Genomic DNA, 20315 nt, shown 5'->3' with positions numbered 1-20315 from the left:
AAGCATGCAACCCGTGTGCGCCTGCTGATTCCGGCCCGATTCTCAGGGCTTACGGGCGGAAACAGGAGGCTCGGCCTCGGTGGCCTCACGCAGCTTGAGCAGGCCGCGCGTCTCCACCTGGCGGATGCGCTCGCGGGTGAGGTTCATGATGGCCCCCACCTCCTCCAGCGTGATGCCGCCCTTCTCCGCCACATCCAGGGCGCAGGTGTGCTCCAGCTCCCAGATCTCCTTGTCCGGGAAGTTGAGCTTGATGGACCCGGTCTCCGGGTTCACATCCAGATAAAGGTTGTGCTTGCAGGACACGAAGAGGCACGGACGGGAACCGTTCACACAGTCCGCCCGCGTCTTCGGCCGCTGCGAATCGACGGCCGTGAGGAGATCAGCCTCCTCAGGGTCGATCTGCCCCGTCAGGCGGCGGCGGCGCAGGTCCCTCGCCATCTCCTTCCGCGACATCGTCTTCGAGCGACGGCGCTCCGCCCCACCATCCGCCTCCGCGGGCGCCTCCTCCTCCGGCCGCTGCTGCTTCACTTCAGACATGTCCCCTCCAACGATGAATCCACTCTACCCGGTCCCTCACCCGTCATCCTATTGCGAATGGAGCTTTTCGTCTCGGCGCGCGGTAACCGCACTCCCCAACCGTGCCACGTCCCGGACCAGCTCCCGGGCCCTTGACTTCAACGCAGCCAGATCCGCCTCCAGGGTGCGCCGGTGCTCCACACCAAAGGCGCGCTCCCCTAGCTGATCCTGAAACCCTTCGAACACCTCGGAGAGATCCCGCTCCAGCTGATCGATGTGATTCCTGTGGAACAAGAATGAGCGCTTGATGTCCTCCAGGGTGTGACCCTCGGCCATCATTTTTTTGATGGCGTTGATCCGCCGAACTGATTCCACCGGGTACAGCCCCCGGCTCCCCTGGTGCTTGCCCTTGCGCCCCACCCGCCGGCAGCGAGGCAACAAGCCCACCTGCACGTACTTGCGGAACGTCGCCTCGGAGAGCTGAACGCCCCGAGGACGGAAGATCTCGAGGATCTCCCGAGCAGGCAACCCGCCGGCGAAGTCGCGTTCGATGCGTTCGAGCTCGTCGGGCTCCAGCAACTGCATGCCTTCCATTGAATATATGCTACTGAATGGACGCCATTGAATGCCAGAAAGGCCGCGAAGCTGTCAACAAAAGCCTGTAGCAGTCGGTAGCACCGGGCGTACGGGGGCCGCGGCGCGCCGGATCAAGCCAGCGGCTTAGGGGTTACGAAGTCGGGGAGTGAACGGCGGGGGCGCTACTTCCGGGTCGCGTTGAAGCTCTTCGTCACCCGGCCGTTGGGGGTGATGGTGACGTCGAAGGACTCAGTGCGAGAGGGGTGCTTGAAGGTCACCTTGTGGGGACCCGGAGCGAGCGGGATGTTCGCGGTCCCCTGCAACTCTCGACGAACCCGATCGCCGTCGACATAGACGTCGGCATACGGCACGGCCTTGACGGTGAGCGTCCCCTTGGCCTGCGCGGCGGGAGCCTGCTCCGTCGGCGTCTGCCCCGCGGTCTCCGTCGGAGCCCGAGGAGGCTCGGACGACGGGGCCACGGCCACCACGGCCCCCGCATCGGGCACCCCAGCATCGAGAGCAGCCGCGACAGCGGAGTCCGAGGAGGGCTGCGTGGGAACGTCGGCCTTCGCTCCGGACGAAGCGGTGGCATCCGCCGGAGTCCCACCCGTCGGAGGAGTCATGGTGGGCGCCGGAGTGGCTGACACGGAAGCCGAGGTTTCGGGAGCCGGCGGCTTCGACGGCCGCACCAGGGCCGCCACCCCGCCGATGAGGACCACGGCCGCCACGCTCGCGCCCACCCAGAGGCCCTTGCCCCCGCGCGTCGACACCGGGGCATCCATCACAGGAGTACCGGCGGGCATCACCTGCGCCACCCTGACGGGGGCCGGAGCTGGGGCAGGCTCGAGGGCCGCGGGCTCCGGCGTGCTCCCCTGCCCCGCCGGGCTGACCACGGGCATGGGGCGGGAGTTCCGCGAACTCTCGGCCGGGGGCAGTGGCTGGGTGGAGCGCGGGGGAAGCGGCTCGCGAGACAGGACCTGGGTGGACGCGGAGACCAGGGCCTCTTCGGGGGCCTCCGGACGCACCGGCCTGTCGCGCCCCGAGGCCGGATTGGACCCGGGCAGCACCGCGGTGGCCTCGCGAGCAGGTGCGGGCGCCTGAGCGGCGGACCCGGCCACCTCCACCGAGGGCGACTCCCCCGTGCGGCTCCGAGCGCCCGTAGCCGGGTTCGTCCCCGCCACGGGAACGCTGCCGGAGCGGCTGCGCTGCGAGCGCTCGGTCAGCGCGGACGGAACCGCGATGTACTGGGTGAGGGGCACGTCGAAGAGCCGCCGCACGAAGGTGCCCACGTCCGTGTCGTCCACGCTGGCCGCGCGGTGCAGCACGAACTGGGCGAGCGCGCGCTCCATCTCGCCCGCGGACTGGTAGCGAACCTCCGGGTCGCGCTCGAGCGCGGTGCACACCACCTCGCTCAGCTCCTCGGGCACATCCGGGTTGAGGCGGACCGGCGGAGTGATGACGCTCTCCTGCACCGCGCGGAGCACGGCGAGCTCCGAGTCCCCATCGAACAACCGGCCGCCGATGAGCATCTCCCAGAGCACCACGCCGAGCGCGAAGACGTCCGTGCGAGCATCCACCGCCTCACCGCGCGCCTGCTCCGGGGACATGTACGCGAACTTGCCCTTGAGCACTCCCGGCTGGGTCAGCTTGTCGCGGTGCTTGGCAATGCCGAAATCGGTGAGCTTCACCGCGCCGTCGTAGGACAGCAGCACGTTGTGCGGGGTGACGTCGCGGTGCACCAGGTGAATCAGCTCCCCATCCGGGGACTTGACCCGGTGCGCGTACTGGAGCCCAGCCGCCACCTGCGCGCCAATGTGCGCCACCAGCACCGGCGGAACGGAGATGCCCTTCTCCCGGCAGCGCTTGCGCAGCTCCCACAGCGAGCAGCCACGCACGTACTCCATGGCCAGGTAGAAGGTGTCCTCGTGCTTGTCGAAGTCGAAGATCTGCACCAGGTTGGCGTGGTTGAGCCGTGAGGTCAGCCGCGCCTCGTCGATGAACATCTGCACGAACTCGGCGTCCGCGAGGAACGAACGCACGCGCTTGATGACGACTTCCTTCTCGAAGCCCTCGGCGCCCATGGAGGTGGCCAGGTAGATCTCGGCCATCCCTCCCTCGGCGAGCTTGCGCTTGACGACGTACTTGCCGATGGGAGTGCCTGCTTCGAGTGTCACGGAGGAGATCCTGGAGAGCGAGCTAGAACTTCACGACCACTCGAGTGCTGCTGTTGGCCTTCACCTCGACCCGCTGGGTACGCGTCCCCAACTCCGGGTTCGAGAACTTGCATTCGTACACGCCGGCGGCGAAGTGGACGTCCGGCAACGGGGTGCTCCCGAGGTTGCGCCCACCGCAGGACACCTCGGCCCAGGGGGTGACCGCGAAGCGCACCGTGCCCTGACGCGACTCCTGTGACTGTTGTGACTGTGTGGACGGACGCGCTACCGGGGCCGTCGCGAGCCGCTCGGGCTCCGGCTTCTGCGCTTCCCGGGACGGAGCATTCTGAACGGGCGCGGCCACTGCGGGCTTCGGCTCCTCCCGAGAAGGCGCAGGTTGCGCGGGAACCACCGGCTGCGAGGGCTCCGGCAGAACCGGCTTCGTCACCGAGCCCGCTGCCGCCACAGGAGCGGGCATGGAGCGCACGGCCCACCACCCGCCCAGGCCCACGCCCACGACAAGTCCCACCCCCACCGCCAGCAGGGCGAGCCGGTACGGCTTCCGGGGAGCCTCGACGGGAGGAGGCATGGCCGGCACACGCGACCGGCTCGACCTCGGCACCAGCGTCTTCTCGGGGTCGGAGTCCTCGGTGCGCGACTCCTCTCCGGACTCGGGGGCGGGCGTACGGCGCCGTCCGGGCTTCGAGGAAGAAAGGGAGCGAGGCTCCTCCGCGAGCTCGGGCGCCGGCGCACGGCGAATGTCCACGGTGCGCCGGGGCTCCTGCTCCTTGCGCTCGGAGGACACGGCCCGCTGATCGCCTCGGGAGGGCCGGCCTGGGGTGCGCTGCTGCACCCGCTCCAACCGGTCCGTCGATTCCCTGCGCTCCGACGGAGCCTGCGTGTCCACCTGGCGCGGCGAGGCCATCGTCTCGGCGGAGGAATTCTCGAGTGCCTTCTCGTGCGCCTTGCTCGCACCGGCGGGCGACGCGGAGTCGGCCTCCTCCACGAGCACGTCGCCCAGCCGAGCCTCCTCGGCCAGCCGCGCGGCATACACGTCCTTCATGAAGGCCGCCACGTGCGCCGTGGACGACGGCAGCTGGTGAGCCAGCAGCCAGTCCTCCAGCGCGAGTTGCAGCTGCAGCGCCTCCGCGTACCGGTCCTCCGGCTCGCGCGTCAGCGCCTTCATGACGATGGGGTCCAGGTCCTTCGGCACGCGCGGGTTGATCTGCGAGGGCGGCGAGATGGTGCAATCCGCCACCGCCTGCAGCGTGGCCATGTCCGTGAGGCGCTTGAAGAGGCGCATCCCGGTGAGCAGCTCGTAGAGCACCACGCCCAGGGCGAAGATGTCCGCGCGGCGGTCCAGGTTCTTCTGCCCGGCGGCCTGCTCCGGCGCCATGTACGAGTACTTGCCCTTGAGCACTCCCGAGCGCGTCACGGTGGCCTGGTCCGCCGCCTTGGCGATGCCGAAGTCCACCACCTTCACCCGCCCCTCGAACGTCAGCAGGATGTTCTGCGGGGAGATGTCCCGGTGGACGATGCCCAGCGGCTTGCCCTGGGCGTCCTTCTGCTTGTGCGCGTGGTCCAGGCCGGCGCAGGCCTCGATCATGATGCGGCACACCAGCGGTACCGGAATCAGCTGGCCGCTGCGCTCCGCGCGCTTCCACACGCGCCGCAGATCCTCGCCGTGGATGTACTCCATGGCGATGAAGAAGGTGTCGTCCTGCGCCCCCAGGTCGTAGATGTCGACGATGTTGGGGTGATCCAACCGCGCGGCGATGCGCGCCTCGTCCAGGAACATCCGGACGAAGTCCTCGTTCTCCGCCAGGTGCGGGAGGATGCGCTTGATGACGAGCAGCTTCTCGAAGCCCTCGGGACCCCGCTGGCGCGCGAGGTAGATCTGCGCCATGCCTCCCATGGCGAGCCGCTTGAGGAGCTGGTATTTGCCGTAGTTCTCGTTCGACACGATGCGACAAGCCCCCCTCCCCACGGCGCCGTGGCCGTGTGAGGGGAACACCCGGAGGCGGAAGGGGCCCCGAGCGTAAGCGGCCCGGCCGGGAGGGTCAAACGTCCTGTCGCACTTTTCCCCGCACTACCCCCCGCGACGGGCCGGGGCTCTGACCTGGCGGGTCTCGCGCATGAGGGCCTCCAGCTCGTCCAGGTGCCGCTGCAGCACGGGCATCAGCAGAGGCGCGGCGTCCACCCGGTCGAACAAGTCCAACACCCGGTCCACCTTGCGCTCAATCTCCGCGGCCCGGGCCGGGCTGATGCGGCGCAGGAGCAGGTCCACACCCGCCTCCATGAGCACACGGGCCACGGCGTCGCGGGAGACGAGTGGCTCGTCCTGCCGACGCTGCCCTCCCCCGTTGATGACGCGCAAGCCACCCGGCGAGCGGGCGGACGGCGCGGACGAGCGGCGGGTGAGCGGGCGCTCGGAGGTGGAGTTGTCTTCGTGCTGTCGGGAGCTCACCGTCGCCTCCTGCTGCGGGGACGCCCTCAGGGTACTCAGCATGGGTTGCCCTCCAATTTTCCGGTCAACCGCACAGACCGATGCAGAGCTGTAGCACCCAGGGCCGACATATCCCTTCCGGAGCCGGATAACCGGCCCCGGAGCGTTTCCCCCACCGCGCTCAGCGGCACACGCGGCGGTAGTAGATATCCACCTTCGCGCCCGGCACGGGGGCCGTGGCGAAGACGACGCTGTTGGTGGCGCCGTCATAGGTCCAACCACTGGTCACCACAGCACCATTTACCCTCACCACGATGCTGCCCGCGTCTGGTAGCTCGCTGAGTGGGAAGCGGTCCTGGGCGGAGAAGGCCTTGGTGGCCACCGAGCGCAGCAGGGGCGCGTAGTCCGCGGAGCAGGCGGAGAGCACCTCGCCACCCGTGCGGCCCGCGGCCTCGGCATAACGCGTACCCGCGCCGCCCGAGGTGGGGCAGCCGGAGGCCGTCGGCGCGATGGCGTAGATGGTCATGCGCTGCGGCTGGTTCTCACCCTTGCGCGTGCGGAGGAAGCGCACGTAGGTGTCCACGCTGTCGGGCGAGTGGTCGTCCTCATCACCCATGAAGACGACCACCAGCGCGGCCTCGTCACGCAGGAAGCCCAGGTTGCCGTCGTTCTTCGGAGGCGTGCGCGGATCATCCGCGCCATTCACCAGCGGAGGCGACAGGGCACGCCTCACGGCCTCGAAGCCCTGCTCCACCGTGGCGCACTGGCCCACGTTCACGTTCTGTTGCAGCACGGAGGCCAGGCCCGGCGTGCGGTTCGTCAGCAGGCGCGGCCGGCTGCCATCCACCGGGAAGAAGCGCCCCGCCTCACCACCCCGCGCACCACCGGGGCACGCGTCGGAGATCTCATCGATGCCCGTGGTGGTGACCGCCACGTGCAGATCCACGCCCCTGGCCAGGGCGGCGTCGGCGAAGGCGGGCATGGCCGAGACGATGCGCGGCTGCTCCTCCACCATGGACGCGGTGTTGTCCACCACGAAGAGGACGTCCACCTTGGAGCCGTCCTGCTGGATGAACGTGTCCGTCTTGTCCATGCGCCGAGAGGACTCGCCGATGAGCGGGACGAGCAGCGGCTCGGGCAGATCCGACGAGTCCACGAAGAGCGGTGACATGTTGAGCCCGTACACCTGGGCCAGGTAGCCCACCGTCACGGTGAAGCCATCGTTTGGATCCAGCGTGAAGGGCGTGCCCGGCGCGCCCTGGAGCTCGAACTCCCCATCCGTGGTGCCTGCACCGATGAACACGTTGGACACCGTCACCGGCGTGCGGCAGGCGTTGAGGTAGTTCACCTCGCGCGGGGCCGGAGCGCAGTCCGGGCGCGACACGCCGTAGTCCACGAAGCGCGGCGAGGCCACCAGGCACGCGTTCTGCGAGTGGGCCAGCAGCGGCACCACCACCACCGGGTTGGCTGGATCCGCCGGCTCGAACTGTACCGCCCCCGTGAAGTCACCTCCCGTCACGGGCGAGCGGAAGGCCACCATGTAGCTGAAATAGTCCCCCGGCCAGATGATGGCGCCGTCCAGCTCGCCACCGGGCAGGCTGAACACCCCGCCCCCGCTGTCGCTCAGGCGGATGTTCTTCACCGCGCAGATGTCCGTCCCAACGTTGGCCACCTTCACGCCCAGCACCGCGCCATAGCCCGGCTCCACCGTGCCGAAATCCACCACCGGCGGAGTCACGGCCAGCTGGCAGGGCAGGTGCGGCTCCGCGAAGCCTGTGAAGTCCAGCTCCGTGGAGCTGCCCGTGTACACGTCCGTCGTCATCAGCAGCCGGCCCGCCGCCGCCCCCTCACGCGTGGGCTCGTAGTAGACCTTGAGGTTCACCTCCTCGCCGGGCAGCAGCCGGAGAGGCAGCGCCAGGGGTGCCACGTTGAACTGGACGTCCGTGTCCGGGTGCCCGTCCAGCGAGTGGAACTCGAGCCCGTAAATGGTGAGCGGCCCCCCGTTGGAGGCACCGCAGTTCTTCACGTTGACGACCATCGAAGTCTTCGAGCCCCTCGGCTGACGCCCGAAGTCATGGGTGAGCGGCGCCACGCACAGCTCCGCCGCGCCGCCATAGCCGCGCAGCGCCACATCCGTGGTGGGATGGCGCTTGCTCACCACGTGGAAGAAGGCCGTGTCCTCGGCCGGCCCCATGTGCCCCGGGCTGTAGCGCAGCTGCCACGAACGAATCTCCCCGGGCGCGAGCACCAGCGGCAGTCCTGGGGCCCCATGACTGAAGGAGGCATCCCTGCCCTCCAGCTTCAGCTCCGTCACCGTCATGGGCTCCGTGCTGAGGTTGTGCAGGCGCGCCATCCGAAAGCTGTCCTTGTCCACGGGGATGGAGCCAAAGTCGAGCAGCGGCGGCTCGGCCACCACCGCCTGCTCCAGCGACTCGGCTGCTACCTGCACCGCCACATCCGAGCAGCCCTTGCACGGCGACACCGCCAACGCCACCTGCTTGCGGCCCACCCGCCCTGGCGAGAAGGTGATGGGCACATCTCGCTGCTCTCCCGGCCCCAGCGTCAGCGGCGCCACGGAGAACTCGTCCCGGTCCGCTCCCACCAGCTTCGGCGTCACCTCCACCGGCATGTCCGTGGGGTTGTTGACGGTGAAGTTGAGCGTCTTGGTGGAGTCGGCCTCGATGCGCCCGAAGTCCAGCCGCCGCGGCGTCACACGCGCCCAGGCGTCCACTCCCAGGCCCTGCAACCGCACGCGGAGCAGCGGCTCCTTCTTCGAGTCCGAGCGCACCACCAGCGTGGCCGGCAGCGGCCCTTCCCCCTGCGGCGTGAAGCGCACGCGCAACGAGCAATCCCCACCCGGTACGAGCGAGTGAGGACCTTCGTGAGCGAAGTCCACCTGCCAGGCCCCCGCGGGCCCCTCCACCCAGGCTTCGTCCACGATGATGCGGGAGCGTCCCACGTTGCGCAGCACCACTTCTGCCTCGCGCCCGTCGAAGATCGCCACCCGCTGGAAGTCCAACCCACCCGGCGTCGCCGCCAGCCTGCCATCGGCGATGGCCGGTCGGTCACGATCGGCACACCCCGTCAGTACCGTCAGTACTGCGAGGACACACAGGCCCCAGCGCCTGCTCATGGATCCCATTCCCCTTCCCCACCCCTGCGCCCCACCCACCCGGAACCCACACAAGGAGTCCGGTGGGATCAGGGTGCGAAGCTAGGCACCCAGAGAGGGGGGAGCAACGCCCACCTCAGTCCCCCCGTCCGGCACAGGCACTCCACCGATCCTCCCACCCTCGCGCTGTCCGCTTCCGGTCGGATCACCGCGACCCGCGCCCGATCGCAGACCGGCACGACGCTTGCTCTCTTCTTTGCGATGAGACCGACACGAAACGGAGGACAGGCGTCATGAACGAGCGACAGATGCGCGACTGGATGAAGGAGAGCCTCGGACGGCTGAAGACATTGCGCGATGAGATTCGCGTGGACATCCACCTGGCGGGCATGGAGGCCCGGGACAAGTGGAAGGAGCTGGAGCCCGTGATGCGCGATGCGGAGAAGCTCGCGGATGAGGTGACGGAAGTCTCACAACGGACCATGGAGGATCTGGTGGAGAGGTTCCGCGGCTTCCGCGAGTCACTCCGCCACCACCGGCCGAGCGGGCAGACGTAGCGAAGGGCCGGAGCGCGGGGACTCCATGGACGTGCGGCCCGCGGAACTGCAGTCCTTACTGGGGCAGGCCGGACGGCGGCTTGCCTCCACACTGTGGGCCGAGCCCCTGGAGCACCTGCGCTCCATCCCCTACCGGGACGCGGGCCACGGCCATGACGTCTTCGGGTACGAGCCCCTGCACGCAGCGCTCTCCCTGTCCCTGACGGAGTTGCTGCACCGCTACTGGTTCCGCGTCCGCTCCCACGGGACGGAGCACGTCCCTCGCCAGGGCCCAGCCGTGCTCGTGGGCAACCACGCGGGCACCCTGCCCTTCGATGCGATGATGGTGTGGACGGACGTCATCCTCCGGTGCCGGCGGCTGCCGCGTCCGGTGGCCGACTACTTCGTCCCCGCCCTGCCCTACGTGAGCACGCTGTACGCACGCTCCGGCGTGGTGGGCGGCTCGGCGGGCAACCTCCGCGCGCTGCTCGAGGCAGGCGAGCTGCTGCTCATCTTCCCCGAGGGCGTGCCCGGCATCGCCAAGCCCTTCCGCGAGCGCTACCAGCTCCGGGACTTCCGGGTGGGCCATGCGGAGCTGGCCATCCGCCACCAGGCGCCCGTGGTGCCGGTGGGCATCGTCGGCTCGGAGGAGCAGATGCCGCAGGTGGCCCGCCTGCCCGTGCATGCCTTCGGCGTCCCCTACCTGCCCGTGCCGCTCACTCCCCTGCCCCTCCCGGTGCGCTACCACCTCCACTATGGCGAGCCCCTGCACCTTCACGAGGGCCTGCGCCCCGAGGATGCGGACGACCCGGAAGTCGTGCGCCGCGCCGCCGAGCGCGTACGCCAAGCCGTCCAGGCGCTCGTGAACAAGGGCCTGCGGCTGCGCAAGGGGGTGTTCCGGTGAGCGCGCGCCCGGAGTGGCGGAGTCCTCGGGGCGTCCTGGTGCTCGGTGCAAGCACGCCGGTGGGAGCTCGGCTGTGCCGGACTCTGCTGGAAGACCGTGCCCTGCGCACGGTGATGGCGGTGGGCCTGGAGCCCCGCGAGCGAGTGGACCTTCCGGAGGACCCGCGGCTGTCCTACCACCGGGTGGACCTCACCCACGCGCGGCCGGTGCATGATCTGCTCTTCGGTACGGCGCGCGACCTCGGGGTGGACGTGGTGGTGCACCTGGCCCTGCACCGGGCCAATGACTTCGGGGACCGGGTGCACGTGCAGAACGTGGAGTCGCTCCGCTGGCTGCTGTCCCTGTCCGAGCGCCATCCCACCCTGCGGCGCCTGGTGTTCCGCTCCCACGCGGAGGTGTACCGAGTCGAGCGAGGCCTGCCGACCCTCATCACCGAGGACCATCCGCTGGAGCTGTCTCCCGACGCCCCGCAGTGGGTGCGCGATCGCGTCGAGGCGGACCTGCTCGCGTGCTCACAGATGGGCATGATGGCCGGACTGGAGCTGGCCGTGCTGCGCTGCGCGGAAGTCCTGGCCCCCCATGAGGGCTCGCAGCTCCACGACTACCTCCGCGCGCCGGTGTGCCTGCGCTCGGCGGGCTTCGATCCCATGCTCAACGTCCTGACCCAGGAGGACGCCACGGAGGCGCTGCGGCTGGCCGTGTACGCCGGGGGGCTCCAGGGACTCTTCAACATCCCCGGCGCGGACACCCTGCCGCTCTCCACCTGCATCCGCCTGTCAGGGCGGCTGGACCTGCCCATGCCCGGACCGCTGCTGGCGCCCGTCTACGAGACCCGGCGCCGGCTGCGAGGGGCTCAGTTCTCCTACCGCATCAACCGAGGCCGCTTCCATTTCGCGGCCGTGCTGGACGGCACCCAGGCGCGCCAGAGGCTGGGTTACGAGCCCCACCACCGGGTGAACTGGCCCGCCAGCCGCTGAACGTCGGACGGAAGGAGCAACATCTCTCCGCAAAGAAAGCGGCGAAGGCCGCAAGATGCGCTAAGCCTTGGGTTCCACGCCCCCCAGGGCCGCGGAGGGAATGCATGCCGACGGAGTCGCCGCAGAAACGTGAGCCGCGCCACTTCTCGATGATTCGCACCTTCACGCCGGCGGACTTCGTCACGCTGGGCAATGCTTTCTCGGGCTCGGGCTCCATCCTGGCGCAGATGCAGTACCTGGCCACCGGGCTGCCCCACTGGCTGTGGCTGGCCTTCGGGCTGCTACCGCTGGCCTTCATCCTCGATGCCCTGGATGGCCGCATCGCGCGCTGGCGCTTCCAGTCCTCTCCGCTGGGGGCGGACCTGGACTCGCTCGCGGACGTCATCTCCTTTGGCATGGCGCCCGCGGCGCTGGCCTTCGCCATGGGGCTGCGCGGCACGCTGGACGTGGCGGTGCTGCTCTACTTCGTGGGCTGCGGCATCAGCCGCCTGGCGCGCTTCAACGTCACCGCGGCCACGCTCTCGGACAGCACGGGCAAGGTGAAGTACTTCGAGGGCACGCCCATCCCCACCAGCCTGGCGCTGGTGATGGTGCTCGCCTTCTTCTTCTGGAAGGGCCGCACCGGGGACACGCTCCCCTTCGGCGTCTGGGACGTGGGCCCCTTCCAGTTCCACCCCATCGTGCTGCTCTACTTCGCCAGCGGCAGCGCGATGATCAGCAAGACGCTGCGCATCCCCAAGTTCTGAGCCCTACTTCCCGAGCGGCCGGGTGTTAGTGACCTGGAGTCCCGTCTCGGCGGCGTAGACGAACACCTCGCTGGCGGGGGGCACGTCGATGGACTCCCGCCGCGCTCCGCTCCCAAGCACGAAGCTCACCTCCACCCGGTGGGGGCCCGGCTTCACGCCGTGGACGATGACGGTGTGCGAGTCACCCGAGGGCCTGCGGACATAGTCCACCGACACCGTGCAGGGCTTCTGGCAGCGGATGTGAAGGACGGAGTCCTCGTGCCGCTTCGGCTCCTCGGGAGGCACCGGCGAGGGGGCAGCCGGTGAGGAGGAGGCAACCGGCGAGACGGTCACCCGCCCCTTCATGTCGACATAGACGCTGACCTCGGGGACAGCCGGAATGTCGATGTAGCTGGTCGCCAGGGAGCGGCCGAGAATCCCCTTCACCTCGATGCGCCGCTTACCAGCCGAGACGTCGCTGAACTCCCAGTTCCACTGAGAGCCGTGGAGACGCCGGCCAGGCTTGCCCTCGAGGAGGACGGTGCAGGTCTCGACGCAGCGGACCCTGAGGGTGGTGCCCTCGGCGGCGAACGCCACCGGGCAGACGAGCAGGAGGATGAGAAAGAGCGCGCGCATGACAGACAGGGGAAGGTGGTCTACCACTTCCGCTGATCGCCCGCGCCCTGGGGAGTGAGGTTCAGTCCTGATCGGGCTTGGGCATCTGGCCGAAGCCCTGGAAGATGGACTGCGCGGTGTTCATCAGGGACATGCGGGACATCTCCCGGATGGCCTGTTCCTCCGGGGATACCGGGGGGGCGCCCGCGCCCTGGGAGGACCCGGCGGCAGCATCCTGCTTGGCGGCGGCGACGGTCTGGGCGACGACGTCGCGGCCCGAGACGAGGGGGGCGTTACCGGGGCGGATGGCCACGCTCCCGCTGGCGCTCGCCTGCACGCGGGAGGCAAAGCTCGTCCGAGGGGCCTCCTGGGCCGCGGAGGGGGTCGAGGTGGGCAGGCGGGGACCGGTCAGACCGTTGATGGTGGACATGGTGTCTCCAGGGGACACTGCCCGTACGGGTGGGAGGTCCGACCGGTATTATCGCCGAAGCCGCTCCGAAGTTGCGTGGACATGGGCCCCCGCCCCCGGAATGATGCGCCCCCCATGGAGCACCCCAGGAAGGTAGCGACCGCGCTCACGATCGCGGGCTCGGACAGTGGCGGGGGCGCGGGCATCCAGGCGGACCTGCGCACCTTCTCATTCCACCGCGTTCACGGGACCAGTGCGCTGACCGCGCTGACGGCCCAGAACACACTCGGGGTCACCCGGGTGGACGTCATGCCCCCCGAGTCCGTCGCGGCTCAAATCGACGCGGTGGCCTCGGACATCGGCATCGGCGCCGCCAAGACGGGCATGCTCGTCAACCGGGCCATCATCGCCACGGTGGCCGAGCGGGTCCGGACACTCGGCATCACCCCGCTCGTCGTGGATCCGGTCATGGTGTCGCGCGCGGGCTCCCGGCTCATCGACGACGAGGCCGTGGCGGCCCTGCGCGAGCAGCTCCTCCCACTGGCCGCCCTCGTCACGCCCAACCGGCACGAGGCGCAGCTGCTCGCGGGCCTGGAGCTCCACTCCCTGCAGGACATGAAGGAGGCCGCGCGCCGCATCCACCGGCTGGGACCCAAGGCGGTGCTCGTCAAGGGCGGCGCAATGCCGGGCTCCCTGTGCGGCACCGACGTCTGGTTCGACGGCAAGCGCATGGAGGCGCTGCACCTGACCACGGTGGAGACGCGCAACACGCATGGCACGGGGTGCACGCTGTCCGCGGCCATCGCCGCCAACCTGGCCCTGGGGTTCGAGCCGCTCGAGGCCACGAAGCGGGCCAAGCAATACGTCACCCGGGCGCTCCAGCACCCGCTCGCAGTCGGCCAGGGCAACGGTCCCATCGGCCATTTCTTCCCGCTGCTGGACTCCTGAGCTGGATTCCCGATGCTTCGCGGGCGCTTCGGGCTATGTGAGGGCCCATGAGTGCACATGAAGGTCCTGCCCCCAGCCTCTGGACCTCCCTGAAGGAAGCCGTGCGGGGCACCGAGCAGGACTTCACCGAGGCCCCCTTGGGACGGGCCATCCTGCTGCTGTCCGTCCCCATGGTGCTGGAGATGGTGATGGAGTCCATCTTCGCCGTGGTGGACGTGTTCTTCGTGGCCCGGCTGGGCGCCGAGGCCATCGCCACCGTGGGGCTCACCGAGTCGATCGTCGCGCTCATCTACGCGCTGGCGATGGGGTTGAGCATCGGAGCCTCGGCGCTGATCGCCCGGCGCACGGGGGAGAAGGATCCAGAAGCGGCGGCGCGCGTGGCCGTGCAGGCCATCGGCCTGGGCGTCCTCGTCTCCATTCCCATCGGCGTGGCCGGCGTGGTGTTCGCCCAGCCCCTGCTCTCGATGCTGGGCGGCTCCCCCTGGGTCGTAGAGCAGGGGTTCCGCTATACGCAGCTCCTCCTGGGCGGCAACGTCATCATCCTGCTGCTCTTCATCATCAACGCCATCTTCCGCGGCGCGGGGGACGCCGCCGTGTCGATGCGCGTGCTGGGGCTCGCCAACCTGCTCAACATCATCCTGTGCCCGTGTCTCATCCTCGGGCTCGGACCCTTCCCAGAGCTGGGCGTGGTGGGCGCGGCCATGGCGACCACGATCGGGCGTGGGGTGGGCGTGTGCTACCAGCTCTACCGGCTCTCGCGGGGCACCAGCCGAGTGGCCGTCCGCCGCCACCACCTGCGCTTCGAGCCAGCCACCATGCTCACCATGCTGCGGCTGTCGGTCAACGCCACCTTCCAGATGCTCATCGGCACCGCGAGCTGGACGGTGCTGGTGCGCATCCTCGCGTCGGCTGGCAGCGCCGCGGTGGCCGGCTACACCGTTGGCATGCGCATCATCCTCTTCGCTCTCCTGCCCTCGTGGGGGATGGCCAACGCCGCGGCCACGCTGGTGGGACAGAACCTGGGCGCCCGCAAGCCGGAGCGCGCCGAGCAGGCCGTCTGGCGCGCGGGCCTCTACAACATGGTCTTCCTCGGCGCGGTGGGGCTCGGCTTCATCTTCTTCGCCGAGCCGCTGATCACCACCATCACCCAGGACCCGCCGGTGGTCGCCGTCGCCGTGCGCTGCCTGCGCATCGTGAGCGCCGGCTTCCTCTTCTACGCCTACGGCATGGTGCTCTCCCAGGCGCTCAACGGGGCCGGGGACACCTCCACTCCGACCCTGCTCAACCTCCTGTGCTTCTGGGGCTTGGAGCTCCCGCTGGCCTGGCTGCTGTCCGGGCCGCTCGGGCTGGGGCCGTCTGGCGCCTTCGCATCCATCGCCACCGCCTTCTCCGTCTTCGCCCTGCTGAGCGCCTGGGTGTTTCGGCGTGGACGTTGGAAGCTGCGCGAGGTGTAGACACGCCCGTACTCCAGGCAGGCGAGTTTGGACATCTGGCCTGGTGGAACGATGATGGCGCCGAGTCGCTCCCCCCTAGCCGGGTTAGCATGGTGAAACGATGAGCAAAGCCGTATCGGGTCGCCGACCGGACTCAGCCCAGGGGCGTCCTCGCTCGCGTGCGCTCGTGGCCGAGCGGGCGCTCCATGCCAGCACCAGTCTGCTCCAGGCCCTCACCGAGGCCCAGCTCGAGTTCATCCGCGGCAGCGATGCCCACCAACTCTTCGACAAGCTGCTCACCGTCCTGCTGGAGCTGACGGAGAGCGGGTACGGCTTCATCGGCGAGGTGCTCCGGGATGAGAAGGGCGCCCCCTATCTGCGCACCCATGCCATCACCAACCTCGCCTGGACGGACGAGCTGCGCGAGCTCTACGAGCGCAGCGCCGCCCAGGGCATGGAGTTCCGCAACCTCGAGACGCTCTTCGGCCGCGTGCTCACCACCGGCGAGCCCGTGATCGCCAACGCGCCTGCGACGGATCCCCGCGCGGGCGGACTTCCTCCTGGCCACCCGTCCATGAATGCCTTCCTCGGCCTGCCCCTCAAGTCCGGTGAGGAGCTGGTGGGCATGGTGGGCATCGCCAACCGCCCCGGCGGCTACGGTCCCGAGCTCATCGAGTTCCTCCAGCCCTTTGTCGCCACCTGCTGCAGCATCATCCTGGGGTGGCGCAGCCAGCGGCAGCAGCGCCGTACCGAGGAGCTGCTGCGCCAGCGCGAGGAGGAGCTCCAGCGCCACCGCGACCACCTGGAGGAGCTGGTCCAGAGCCGCACCGAGTCGCTGCTGCACACCACCGTGGCACTCGAGGAGCGGCAGGCCCAGCTGCTCCACTCCGAGCGCATGGCCTCGCTGGGTCAGCTCGTGGCCGGGATTGCCCATGAGATCAACAACCCGCTGGGCTACATCACCAGCAACCTGGCAACCCTCTCCCAATACCTCGCGGTCTTCACCGAGCTGCTCAAGCTCTACCGCGAGCTGGGGGACGGGCTGGGCCCGGAGCTCCAGGGGCCCCTGGCCGAGCTGCTCGCGCGCATCCGCTCCCTGCAGGAGCAGGAGGAGCTCGACTACCTGCTGGGAGATGTGAACGACCTGCTCAACGACTCGCGCGAGGGCGCCCACCGCGTGGCGGACATCGTGCAGAGCCTCAAGGCCTTCGTCCGGGAGGACTCCAACCAGCCGGAGCTGGTGGACGTGAACAAGGAGATGGCCACCACGCTCAAGGTGGTGTGGAACCAGCTCAAGTACCGGTGCGAGGTGAAGTGCGACTACGGGCAGGTCCCGCCCATTTTTGGCCGCCCCGCCCAGCTCAACCAGGTGTTCACCCACCTCCTGCTCAACGCCGTCCAAGCCATCCCGGAGCGCGGGGTCATCCACATCACCACGCTGCACGAGGGGGACGAGGTGCTCGTGCGCGTCTCCGACACCGGGCACGGGATGACACCAGACGTGATCTCCAAGATTTTCAGCCCGTTCTTCACCACCAAACCGCCCGGCAAGGGCGCGGGGCTCGGCCTGTCCATCAGCGAGGGCATCATGACGAGCCACCGGGGCCGCATCGAGGTGCAGAGCCAATTCGGCAAAGGGAGCACCTTCACGCTCCGAATCCCCGTGGCGAAGGATCTCTGAGCAGGAGCCCGGCCTGCCCGCCCGTCCAGCGGCCTGACCACCGAGCCCCGGCCCCCCAACTGCGACATCTCACGGCAAGCGGCATCTGACTCCATAGGAGGAAGAGCGCATGCCGGAACGACGCGGAACGGGTGTCTGGTGGAAGGTACTGCTCACGGCAACTGCCCTGGCTCTTCCTGCGGGCGCGGCGGACAGCCCCGGAGTGGGCCAACCCCTGCCCGGCTTCACGGGGAAGGATGTCCTGGGCCAGGAGCACTCGAGCCAGGAGTACGAGGGCAACCCCACGCTGCTGGTCGCCATCACCGACAAGAACGCGGGCGATGAGATGCGGCGGTGGTTCGACGCCGCCGACCAGCACGCCTCCGCCAGCGTCCAGCGCGAGTCCATCATCTCGCTCCGCCTGCCCTTCTTCGTGAGCATGGGAACGGTGCGCAGCCGCGTGAAGAACCAGGTACCCCGGCCCTACTGGGACGACACCCTCGTCGACCGCAACGGCGCCCTGGCCGAGACCCTGGGACTCGATTCCAGCAAGGTGCCCTACGTCTTCGCGCTCGACGCGAGCGGTCGGGTGCTCGCCGCCGTGCATGGCAAGGTCGATTCGCCCCAGGCCTCACGCATCTGGTCATCGCTCAACAAGACGCCGGCCCCGAACACCTCTCCGCCGGGCGACTCACCCGGCTCTGGTGAGAAATAAAAATGACGCAACCCAAAACCTGTCACTTGCGATAATCTAATGACCGTTTTTCTTGGCTCTTGAGACCGGAGGTCCAGCATGTGGATCGAAACCATCGTCATGCCCCGGGAAGAGCCCGCCGCCCACTATCGCCCCGCGCCCCAGCGGGACCGGTCGGCCGCCCACGCCGCGGCGTGTGCCCTGGGTGAGCAATTTCGTGACACCGTGCTGAGCTACCTCCAGTCCCATTCACTGATGGACTCGGTGAAATGGGTCAGCGAGCCGGGCAGCATTCCCCTGGTCACCCTCCACTGCACCTCTGGCGTGTTGGAGCACCTCCAGAAGAATCCCCGCTTCGAGGCGGGCCGCTCCCTGTCGTTCACGGCGTACTGAAGGTCCCGCCGGCGCACGTGCGCGTCAGGTAGCCCTTGAGTGGTAGACGCATCCCGCCCAGGTATGTGTTTTCCCCACCCCCCTGGTAGACGCGATCACCCGCCGATCCACGGGCGCAGGTAGAACCCCACGCCCACGTTTGCCCCGCCGTACCACCGGCGCCACTGGGGCGAGAACGGTTGGTCGAGGCCGCCCATCAGATCGACGAAGAAGAAGCTCTGCGGGTTGCCCGCGTCGAGCATGAAGACCGCGCTGAGACCCGCGCGCGGGCTGAGATAGCCGAGATCCCCGTTCCGCGTGGTGCCGTAGGAAAGCAGTTCGAGCCCGAGGTGCGGCACGAGGACGAGGCCGAGTTCTCCCCCGGTGACCGGAATCGGCGCGCGACCGTCGAGCGTCAGCCCCACGTCGAGCGGCGCCACCCCTACCCGGAGGCCTGCGGTCGCGAACGGGAGCCCGGCGCCGACCTCGACCACCGGATTGATTGCCGCGGTGGGTCCGGATGCCTTGGCGCCGGCCTGAGCCGCCACCGCGCAGCCGGAAAGCTGGACCGCGAGCAGTGCGAGGCTGACAGCCAGAAGACGCCACCGCAGCGGACGCGTCACTTCACGGTACTCGAGCAGGTGGGTCGCCATGGAGAGCTTCATCGTATGGTTTATGGAGCGTGCAGGACCCAAAACGATCCAACCCCCACGGACCCCATCCGGGATTTGAGACGGTCAGTGGTAGACGTCTCTCAGTGATGTAGGCAGGTTTGCGACAAGACCTACAAAGAAGGGGAATGTGCGCCACCAGTGATAGACGTCTCCCACCGAAGCCCTCCGAGAGCGGGGTACCAGCCAGGGCAGCCACCCAGCCTCCAGCGGAGAGGGGGAGCAGGCAGCCGGGCATGACGGCGGAGGTTCTGTTATTCAGGGGCTCCATGACGGACACGCTCCGATACGTCCCGAACGCCACCGTGGATGCCACCCTGCTCTCCCCGGCCGCCCAGCCTGGGAACACCGCCGCATCCATTGCCCTGCCCCAGACTCCGCCGGCGGCCGCCTCCACGCGGCGCAGCACGGTGTTGCCTCGGGTGGAGTGGACCGGTGACAAGCCCAACGTGGTCCCCTTCGAGCGCGAGCGCTTCGAGGAGATCCGCCCGCTGGGGCACGGCGGCATGGGTGAGGTGGTCCTGCTCAAGGACAACGACATCGAGCGGATGGTGGCCCTCAAGCGTCTGACGGAGACGAACGACGTGGACCGGCTGCTCCGCTTCGTGGAGGAGATCCGCACCGTCGGGCAGTTGGATCACCCGAACATCGTCCCGGTGCACGACGTCGGTATCGATCAGAACGGCCGCTACTACTTCGTGATGAAGCACCTGCAGGGCGAGACGCTCGAGGCCATCATCGAGAAGCTCCGCCAGGGGGACCGCGGCGCGCACGCGCGCTTCACCTTTCCCATGCGCGTACAGATCTTCATGGGCGTGCTCAACGCGCTGGCGTATGCGCACCGCAAGGGCTTCATCCACCGCGACCTCAAGCCCGCCAACATCATGGTGGGCCCCTACGGCGAGGTCACCGTGATGGACTGGGGCCTGGCGCGGCGCGTCCGCAAGCCGGAGGGCTCGGCCCCGGGCACCCAGTCCACGGGCGGCGCGCCCCAGAGCCTCCGCGACGCGGCCTCGCTCCAGACGCAGCTCGGCTCCGTGGTGGGAACGCCCTTCTACATGTCACCCGAGCAGGCCCGCGGGCAGCACGACGCCGTTGACGAGCGCAGCGACACCTACAGCCTCATCGTCCTCTTCTACGAGTTGCTCTTCCTGCGCCACTACCTGGAGGGGCGCGAGTCGCTGGCGGACGTGCTCGAGGGCGTGCAGAAGACGGCGCCGGAGATCTTCACCAAGGATTGGAGCCCGCACCAGTCGCCGGTGCCCTCCGAGCTGCGCTGGTTCCTCCACAAGGGCTTCGCCAAGGAGCCGGAGAAGCGCTACCAGTCCGTCGACGACATGATGCTGGATCTCCAGGCCGCCCTGGAGGGACGCATCCACGTGCAGTGCCAGCGGACCCTGATGAAGCGCGGGCTGCACGAGATGATTCACTCGGTGGACAAGCACCCTGTGCTCCTCACCGCCGCGTGCACGACGGGTGCGGCAGTGGTGCTCGCCTCGCTGGGACATCTGCTGATGGTGTTCTTCGGCTGAGGTTCCGCGTCATGCCTTCCCTCCCCCAAGGCCCAG

Annotated in this window: 19 protein-coding genes; 10 read left to right on the top strand and 9 right to left on the bottom strand. The window is 68.9% G+C overall.

Annotation, left to right across the window (positions count from 1 at the left end):
- Positions 1-42 precede the first annotated feature (42 nt).
- The 6 genes from OV287_RS20650 to OV287_RS20625 form a co-directional block, all read right to left on the bottom strand.
- Complete coding sequence (locus OV287_RS20650; RefSeq protein ID WP_267535754.1) at positions 43-537, bottom strand: sigma factor-like helix-turn-helix DNA-binding protein; 495 nt, start codon at positions 535-537, stop codon at positions 43-45.
- A gap of 48 nt (positions 538-585) precedes the next feature.
- On the bottom strand, positions 586-1110 hold the full coding sequence (locus tag OV287_RS20645) for a MerR family transcriptional regulator (protein WP_267535753.1): 525 nt from the start codon (positions 1108-1110) through the stop codon (positions 586-588).
- 164 nt (positions 1111-1274) lie between these two features.
- Positions 1275-3266, bottom strand: a complete 1992-nt coding sequence (locus OV287_RS20640) for a serine/threonine protein kinase (protein WP_267535752.1) — start codon at positions 3264-3266, stop codon at positions 1275-1277.
- A 22-nt stretch (positions 3267-3288) separates the two neighbouring features.
- Positions 3289-5208: a serine/threonine protein kinase gene (locus OV287_RS20635; RefSeq protein WP_267535751.1), complete on the bottom strand. Its 1920-nt coding sequence runs from the start codon at positions 5206-5208 to the stop codon at positions 3289-3291.
- Between the two features lie 126 nt (positions 5209-5334).
- Positions 5335-5712, bottom strand: coding sequence for a hypothetical protein (locus tag OV287_RS20630; RefSeq protein WP_267535750.1), 378 nt, complete (start codon positions 5710-5712; stop codon positions 5335-5337).
- Between the two features lie 160 nt (positions 5713-5872).
- Entirely contained in the window at positions 5873-8824 is a 2952-nt protein-coding gene (locus tag OV287_RS20625; protein ID WP_267535749.1) for a choice-of-anchor D domain-containing protein, read from the bottom strand.
- Positions 8825-9096: 272 nt separating this feature from the next.
- Between OV287_RS20625 and OV287_RS20620 the strand changes: the two genes are divergently transcribed.
- From OV287_RS20620 to pssA, 4 genes are all read left to right on the top strand, one after another.
- On the top strand, positions 9097-9360 hold the full coding sequence (locus OV287_RS20620) for a hypothetical protein (RefSeq protein ID WP_267535748.1): 264 nt from the start codon (positions 9097-9099) through the stop codon (positions 9358-9360).
- Positions 9361-9385: 25 nt separating this feature from the next.
- Positions 9386-10243 carry a lysophospholipid acyltransferase family protein gene (locus OV287_RS20615; protein WP_267535747.1) on the top strand — a complete coding sequence of 286 codons (858 nt, stop codon included), beginning with the start codon at positions 9386-9388 and terminating at the stop codon, positions 10241-10243.
- Positions 10240-11220: an NAD-dependent epimerase/dehydratase family protein gene (locus tag OV287_RS20610; RefSeq protein ID WP_267535746.1), complete on the top strand. Its 981-nt coding sequence runs from the start codon at positions 10240-10242 to the stop codon at positions 11218-11220. Before OV287_RS20615 ends, OV287_RS20610 begins: the two co-directional genes overlap by 4 nt.
- 104 nt (positions 11221-11324) lie before the next feature.
- The gene (gene pssA, locus OV287_RS20605) at positions 11325-11966 is read left to right on the top strand and encodes a CDP-diacylglycerol--serine O-phosphatidyltransferase (RefSeq protein ID WP_267535745.1); all 642 of its coding nucleotides are present in this window, start codon (positions 11325-11327) and stop codon (positions 11964-11966) included.
- 3 nt (positions 11967-11969) lie between these two features.
- Here pssA and OV287_RS20600 read toward each other — a convergent pair whose 3' ends face one another.
- Both OV287_RS20600 and OV287_RS20595 read right to left on the bottom strand, forming a co-directional pair.
- On the bottom strand, positions 11970-12581 hold the full coding sequence (locus tag OV287_RS20600) for a hypothetical protein (RefSeq protein WP_267535744.1): 612 nt from the start codon (positions 12579-12581) through the stop codon (positions 11970-11972).
- 61 nt (positions 12582-12642) lie between these two features.
- Complete coding sequence (locus OV287_RS20595; protein WP_267535743.1) at positions 12643-12990, bottom strand: hypothetical protein; 348 nt, start codon at positions 12988-12990, stop codon at positions 12643-12645.
- Between the two features lie 114 nt (positions 12991-13104).
- Here OV287_RS20595 and thiD point away from each other — a divergent pair, with 114 nt between their 5' ends.
- From thiD to OV287_RS20570, 5 genes are all read left to right on the top strand, one after another.
- On the top strand, positions 13105-13917 hold the full coding sequence (gene thiD / locus OV287_RS20590; RefSeq protein WP_267535742.1) for a bifunctional hydroxymethylpyrimidine kinase/phosphomethylpyrimidine kinase: 813 nt from the start codon (positions 13105-13107) through the stop codon (positions 13915-13917).
- A 47-nt stretch (positions 13918-13964) separates the two neighbouring features.
- Positions 13965-15371: an MATE family efflux transporter gene (locus tag OV287_RS20585; protein WP_267535741.1), complete on the top strand. Its 1407-nt coding sequence runs from the start codon at positions 13965-13967 to the stop codon at positions 15369-15371.
- A 100-nt stretch (positions 15372-15471) separates the two neighbouring features.
- Positions 15472-17031, top strand: coding sequence for an ATP-binding protein (locus OV287_RS20580; protein ID WP_267535740.1), 1560 nt, complete (start codon positions 15472-15474; stop codon positions 17029-17031).
- 109 nt (positions 17032-17140) lie between these two features.
- Entirely contained in the window at positions 17141-17725 is a 585-nt protein-coding gene (locus OV287_RS20575) for a hypothetical protein (protein WP_267535739.1), read from the top strand.
- Positions 17726-17803: 78 nt separating this feature from the next.
- Positions 17804-18097, top strand: coding sequence for a hypothetical protein (locus OV287_RS20570; RefSeq protein ID WP_267535738.1), 294 nt, complete (start codon positions 17804-17806; stop codon positions 18095-18097).
- 95 nt (positions 18098-18192) lie between these two features.
- Here OV287_RS20570 and OV287_RS20565 read toward each other — a convergent pair whose 3' ends face one another.
- The gene (locus OV287_RS20565) at positions 18193-18729 is read right to left on the bottom strand and encodes a hypothetical protein (protein WP_267535737.1); all 537 of its coding nucleotides are present in this window, start codon (positions 18727-18729) and stop codon (positions 18193-18195) included.
- Positions 18730-19016: 287 nt separating this feature from the next.
- Here OV287_RS20565 and OV287_RS20560 point away from each other — a divergent pair, with 287 nt between their 5' ends.
- Positions 19017-20279 carry a serine/threonine-protein kinase gene (locus OV287_RS20560; RefSeq protein WP_267535736.1) on the top strand — a complete coding sequence of 421 codons (1263 nt, stop codon included), beginning with the start codon at positions 19017-19019 and terminating at the stop codon, positions 20277-20279.
- The last annotated feature ends 36 nt before the right edge of the window (positions 20280-20315 follow it).

Source organism: Archangium lansingense, assembly GCF_026626635.1.
GTDB lineage: Bacteria > Myxococcota > Myxococcia > Myxococcales > Myxococcaceae > Archangium > Archangium lansingense.
Note: the sequence above shows the minus strand (reverse complement) of the source record. Positions and strands in the feature narration are given on the sequence as shown.